The organism is Streptomyces sp. NPDC003943, assembly GCF_053605265.1.
In genome coordinates, this window is record NZ_JBSGIW010000174.1 from 1 (window position 1) to 5,579 (window position 5,579).

At 69.7% G+C, this 5,579-nt stretch carries 6 protein-coding genes and 2 pseudogenes; 4 read left to right on the forward strand and 4 right to left on the reverse strand.

The window, feature by feature from the left end; translation table 11 throughout:
- From ACWEV0_RS35580 to ACWEV0_RS35590, 3 genes are all read right to left on the reverse strand, one after another.
- On the reverse strand, positions 1-241 hold a 241-nt coding region (locus ACWEV0_RS35580), incomplete at its 3' end, for a hypothetical protein (RefSeq protein WP_453153949.1).
- A gap of 172 nt (positions 242-413) precedes the next feature.
- Positions 414-1,274, reverse strand: a complete 861-nt coding sequence (locus ACWEV0_RS35585) for an ABC transporter permease (RefSeq protein WP_453153950.1) — start codon at positions 1,272-1,274, stop codon at positions 414-416.
- A complete protein-coding gene (locus tag ACWEV0_RS35590; protein ID WP_453153951.1) occupies positions 1,271-2,191 on the reverse strand; it encodes an ABC transporter ATP-binding protein in 921 nt (306 codons plus the stop codon). Before ACWEV0_RS35590 ends, ACWEV0_RS35585 begins: the two co-directional genes overlap by 4 nt.
- Positions 2,192-2,288: 97 nt before the next feature.
- Between ACWEV0_RS35590 and ACWEV0_RS35595 the strand changes: the two genes are divergently transcribed.
- The 4 genes and pseudogenes from ACWEV0_RS35595 to ACWEV0_RS35610 form a co-directional block, all read left to right on the forward strand.
- A complete protein-coding gene (locus ACWEV0_RS35595; protein ID WP_453153952.1) occupies positions 2,289-3,497 on the forward strand; it encodes a sensor histidine kinase in 1,209 nt (402 codons plus the stop codon).
- Positions 3,494-4,150, forward strand: a complete 657-nt coding sequence (locus tag ACWEV0_RS35600) for a response regulator (protein ID WP_453153953.1) — start codon at positions 3,494-3,496, stop codon at positions 4,148-4,150. The genes ACWEV0_RS35595 and ACWEV0_RS35600 overlap by 4 nt, the downstream gene beginning before the upstream one ends.
- Positions 4,151-4,342: 192 nt before the next feature.
- Positions 4,343-4,453 (forward strand): annotated as a pseudogene (locus ACWEV0_RS35605) (zinc finger domain-containing protein); the annotation flags it as partial.
- Positions 4,441-4,728 (forward strand): annotated as a pseudogene (locus tag ACWEV0_RS35610) (hypothetical protein); the annotation flags it as partial. The pseudogenes ACWEV0_RS35605 and ACWEV0_RS35610, both read left to right, overlap by 13 nt.
- Before the next feature lie 98 nt (positions 4,729-4,826).
- Here the strand turns inward: ACWEV0_RS35610 and ACWEV0_RS35615 are convergent.
- A complete protein-coding gene (locus ACWEV0_RS35615; protein WP_453153954.1) occupies positions 4,827-5,015 on the reverse strand; it encodes an integrase in 189 nt (62 codons plus the stop codon).
- Between the last annotated feature and the right edge of the window lie 564 nt (positions 5,016-5,579).

Here is a 5,579-nt window from a genome sequence, read left to right on the forward strand (position 1 = left end):
AGCATGCGGGCGAGGTCGACGGGCCGGGCGCCGCGTCGACGTCATTGATGACCGCTTTCGTGTGCGAGGCGTACGACGGGGGGGTGATCACGCGCACGGGACGGGACTGCGAGGTCTTCGCACCGCTTGCCGCGGGAAGGTATCGGCGGCCCTCCTGATCGAGTACCGGCTGCTGCCGGACGTAGGTCTCGTTGACGATGAGGATCTCGCCCGCCGGCAGATTCGCGTCCGGTGCCGTCATCTGGAGGTCTCCGCGGCCGGCTACGACGATCTCACCACCGCGTGGCACGACCAGGCCGGAAGCCTGAGCGCGGGGCGGAGCCGTCGCACTCCCGCCTGGCACCCCTCGGGTACGGACCAAGAGCCTGCTGCAACGGCCCGGTGTACGTCTTTGGCAGCCAGGCCCTGCGGGCTCACAGATCGTGCCGACGGACGGCGACCGCAGCGACGACTGCTGCGGCGAGGGGCCAGGCCGCGTACACGATCCACGATCCGCTGATGGTCGCCGGGTAGGGGGCCGATCCGAAGGGGTCGCCCATCTGCACCAGTCGTTCCCACGCACTGCGGGGCAGGGCGTGAAGGATGGCGGATGACCAGCGGTGGCGGTCGTTGAGGAGGAACGGCAGCAGCAGAAGGATTCCGGTGAACGTCACGAGGGTGGCTGCGGTGTGCCGGATGAGGGCGCCGAGTCCCATCCCGACGAGCGCGCACACCGGAGCGAGCAGGGCGGACGCCGCGACGGCGCGGAGCGCTCCGGGGTAGCCGAGGGACAGGCCGATGCCCCGACCGGACAGGATGGCCTGTGTCACGCCGAACGAGGTTCCCGCGACGACCGTGCCGTATACGAGCATGACTGCCGTCACGACGGCCGTCTTGGCCGCTACGACCGATCGGCGGGCCGGTACTGCCGCGAAAGTCGTGCGGATCTGTCCGGTGCTGTACTCGCCGACGACCGTGAGGGCGCCGATGCTGCCGGTGGCGAGTATCAGGACCATGCAGGCGCCGATGGTGAAGGCGTCCCGCATGGCCCAGATCGGAACGAAGAGGGCCCGGATCCCTTCGTTGTAGGTCGGCCAGTTGTTGTAGTCCGCGACGGCCGCGCTGATGTTGATGGCGATGATGACCAGCGCGCTGATCCCGAACGCCCAGGAAATAGACCGCAGCGACCAGAGCTTGATCCACTCGGCGGCAAGGAGGTCCCGGAAGCGGGCGCCGGGCTCGGCGGCGCGCACGGCGGTCGAGGCCCCCGTCTGCTGTGTGGTGGTCGAGGTCATCGGGATTCTCCTGCGAGGTATTCGACGCTGTCGGCGGTGAGTTCCATGAACGCCTCCTCCAGCGAGGAGGTGCGGGTGGCCAGCTCAAGAAGCACGATGCGGTGGTGGGAGGCGAGTTCCCCGATGCGGGCCGCGCTCAGGCCGGTCACGGTGAGCCACTCCTCTGCGCCCCCGCCATCGGGCTGTACCGAAGCGCCCTCGGCTTCGAGCACAGCTGTCAGCGCGGCGGGGTCGGGTGTCCGCACGGTCACGCTCTGGCGGGTTCCGCGGGCCGCGAACTCCGTCACGCTCTCGTCGGCGATCAGCTCGCCCCGGCCGATGACGATCAGGTGCTCGGCGGTGTTCTGCATCTCGCTCATCAGGTGGCTGGAGACGAACACGGTGCGCCCCTCGGCGGCCAGCCGCCTGAACAGGCCGCGTACCCACCGCACGCCCTCCGGGTCCAGGCCGTTGACCGGCTCGTCGAACAGCAGCACCGGAGGGTCGCCGAGCAGAGCCGTGGCGATGCCGAGCCGCTGCTTCATGCCCAGGGAGAACCCGCCGATGCGGCGCCGGGCCGCAGGAGCCAGTCCTACCTCCTCAAGGACCTCGTCCACCCGGCGCCGCGGGATACCGTTGCTGCGGGCCAGGGCGGACAGGTAGGCCACTGCGCTGCGACCGCCGTGGACGTCATGGGCGTCGAGCAGGGCACCGGCGTGGCGCAGGCCGCGCGGGTGGTCCCGGAACAGGTGACCGTCGATAGTGGCGGTGCCGCTGGTGGGTTCGGTCAGGCCGAGGAGCATGCGCAGCGTGGTGCTCTTGCCGGCACCGTTGGGACCGAGGAACCCGGTGACGTGCCCGGGGCGCACGGTGAAAGTCAGGCCGTTGACGGCAGTGGCCTTGCCGTATCGCTTGGTCAGTTCGTTGACTTCGATCACCCGGCCAACGGTGCCGGAGAGAGCGTCCGTCCGGCATCGGCCCGTCGGCTGCACTCGCGGGAGGGCTGGTATCCCGTGGGCGTACGCCCACGGGCCAATGTTTCGCCACTGGTCAGGCGATTACGATCGCCCCATGTCCGCCAAGCCGCGTCCCCTGCTGTCCTGGCACCTGCGGCCGGCCGCGCGGGCGGCTCTGGCCTGGTGCGGGGCGATCGCCTACCCGTTCGCGCTGTTCTTCGCGACACGCGGCACAATTTTCGACTCCCCCGGCTTGCCCTTCGTCTCGGGGGCCGCGGTCACGGTCCTGCCTCTCGGACTGCTGCGCCGCCGCCCACTGCCGGCCCTGGCCCTGATGCTCCTGGGTACGTACGTCACGGCGACGACAACCCCCTTCTGGCAAGTCGTGTATCTGCTGGTTCTGGCAAACGATCTCGCCATCGGATACATCGTGGCCACCCGGCCTCGCCGCATCGCGGTCACCGCTGCCCTCACGACGCTCGGCGTGCAGGTCGGCTTTGCCGCACGCCTCGGGACCGGGGCGGACGGCTTCGCCCGCACGGTCCTGGTTCTCGTCCTGGCGCTCGCCGCCGCCTGGATGACCGGCCATTCGGTTCGCGAACGCCGAGAACACGCCGCGGCACTGCGCTCGCAGACCGCCGCCCAGGCCGTCGCCACCGAACGGCTCCGGATCGCCCGTGAGCTGCACGACATGATCGCGCACAGCATCGGCGTCATCGCCATCCAGGCAGGCGTGGGCCGCCGGGTCATCGACACACAGCCGGACGAGGCCCGCAACGCGCTGACCACCATCGAAGAGACCAGCAGGGAAACCCTCGCCGGGCTGCGGCGCACCCTGGGCGCACTGCGCCGCACCGAACCGGGCCCCGGGGCGGAGGCCGCGCCGCGCGAGCCTGCCCCGGGGCTGGCCGACCTCGACCGGCTGACCGCGTCAACGAAGGACGCGGGCGTCCATGTCGACGTGCGATGGCTCGGAGAGCGACGGCCCCTACCCCCCGATATCGACCTGGCCGCCTTCCGGATCGTCCAGGAAGCCCTCACCAACGTCGTACGCCACGCGGACATCCCCTACTGCCGCGTCACCATCGGCTACCAAGGCGGTGAACTGACCATCGAGGTCGCCGACGACGGCCGCGGCGGCTCCACCTCCGGCACCGGATACGGCATCACCGGAATGCGGGAACGCGTCACCCTGCTACGCGGCCAGTTCACCGCGGGGCCTCGCCCCGAGGGCGGCTTTCGCGTGGCAGCCAGGCTCCCCCTCTCCGAAGGAGTGCACATCTCATGACGGTCCGCGTCGTGCTCGCCGATGACCAGCCACTGGTCCGCAGCGGTCTGCGCGTTCTGATGACCGACGCCCCCGACATCGATGTCGTGGGAGAGGCTGGAACCGGCGCCGAAGCGGTACAGCTGGTCCGGAACACGGAGCCCGACGTTGCGGTGATGGACATCCGCATGCCAGGCATGGACGGCATCGAAGCCACCGGGCGGATCACAGCAGCGGCTGGAGCGACGCGCGTCCTTATCCTCACCACGTTCGACGACGACGAGTACATCTACGGCGCGCTCCGAGCGGGTGCGAGCGGATTCCTCGTCAAGGACATGGCACTGGACGACATCCTCGGGGCGATCCGCGTGGTCGCCGCCGGAGACGCCCTGATCGCCCCGAGCGTCACGCGCCGCCTGATCGCAGAGTTCGCCGCCCGCCCCGAACCAGCCCCGCACCCACGACCGGTCGGGAACATCACCGAGCGGGAACGCGAGGTACTGACCCTCGTCGGACGCGGCATGTCCAACAGCGAGATCGCCGCCCAGCTCTACATCAGCGTGGCCACCGCAAAGGCACACGTAGCGCGGCTACTCACCAAACTCGAAGCTCGCGACCGAGTCCAGCTTGTCATCACCGCCTACGAGATCGGCCTGGTAACGCCACCTCGCTGAACACCAAGCACCTCAGTTGCCGAAGCTCGCCGGCCGAAGCCACGTCCTCTCATGAACGGTCCTTTGCGCGAGCAAGATCAGAAACGGGCCGCCAGACCTCCACCGACCCCGGATTCGTTCTCAGAACCCGTCCTCACTCAAAAGCGGGACGGACCCCCTTCTGACACTTGCATTGTGCGAAAACAGGGGGCCATGACAGACCCTCAACAGCCTTCCCCGACCGACCGGTCGGACGCGGACGACGTCGAACAGCACGCCTGTCCGAAGTGTGACGCGCAGCCCGGCTCGCCGTGCCGCTCCCGCGGCGGCGCCGTCGCCTCCGCCGACCACACCCGCCGCTTCACGATGGTGCCCCGGCTGAAGAAGGCGTTGCGGTTCCGCCCCCCGCCGACCGCGGACCGGGCCGACCTTGGCGGCCGGGAACCCCGCCGCCGGCGCCGATCGACCCGGACCCGCCGAGCGCGGACATCCGCATCGGGTACGCACGGTGCTCGACGCTCGGGCAGGAACTCGACTCCCAGCTCGACGCGCTCAGCAAGCACGGCGTCCCGAGGGACAAGAACTTCAGCGAGAAGATCAGCACCCGGGTGCGGGTCCGCCCCAAGTTCGAGGAGGCGTTGAGGACGGCGCGAGAGGTCAAGGCGCACGCTCCGCACTGCCGGGTCATCGTCACCGTCTACGAGATGAAGTCCGCCCAGTCGATGATGTGCGCGCCGATGGCGGCGGCAGCCGTCAGCACGTCCTCCCGCTGCCGCTCGGGCGAGGTCGTGGCGGCCTTGCCCCGCGACAGCCGGCGCACTCCGAGCAGGCGCTTTCCGCAGCAGTCGTACGGCCGCTCGATCTCGTCCATGGCGGTACCGCGCATCTTTCTCCCGTTTCGCCGGAGCGTAAGGAGAAATGGCGGCCACACCCAGGACGACCTCGATCGACTCGATCAGCCCAGGAAGCTCAACCGCACCTGCCGCTGCGGGTTGTCCTTGTTCGTGTCCGCCGCCCTCCGCTAGGACAACCCCGAGCCTACGTTGACCCGACCCGGCGTCGCAGCCTCCACGGCGTCGAACGGCGGGCGGAGAGGCAGGGGTGAAGCACAGCGGGGTGGCGGCGTGCCCGCAGCCGAGACCGCTCAGCCGGTCGTTCAGTCCTGGCCAAGCAGCTTGCCTGCCACAGCATTACGGGCCATTCCCATCTCCCTCGATGCTGCTCAGGGAACAGCCCCTGATTCACCTGCTCACCAGGCCGAGCAGTCTCCAGAAACTGACACCCGCGAATCGGGGGTCCGGTCAACCGCGGGCCGCCTGCGGCTGTCGATCTCTTGGGGCGCAGCGCAAACGTCGACCCGGGGGGCCGGCGGGGGGGGGCGCCCGGGGGGCGGGGGGGGGTGTGGGGGTGGTGGCCGGCGGTCCCCCCCCCCCATGTTATTTGGAGCATA

Excerpts from the sequence above, each read along its gene's own strand:
- ACWEV0_RS35585 (WP_453153950.1), bottom strand. The coding sequence starts at position 1,274 with ATGACCTCGACCACCACACAGCAGACGGGGGCCTCGACCGCCGTGCGC.
- ACWEV0_RS35595 (WP_453153952.1), top strand. The coding sequence starts at position 2,289 with ATGTTTCGCCACTGGTCAGGCGATTACGATCGCCCCATGTCCGCCAAG.
- ACWEV0_RS35600 (WP_453153953.1), top strand. The coding sequence starts at position 3,494 with ATGACGGTCCGCGTCGTGCTCGCCGATGACCAGCCACTGGTCCGCAGC.
- ACWEV0_RS35615 (WP_453153954.1), bottom strand. The coding sequence starts at position 5,015 with ATGCGCGGTACCGCCATGGACGAGATCGAGCGGCCGTACGACTGCTGC.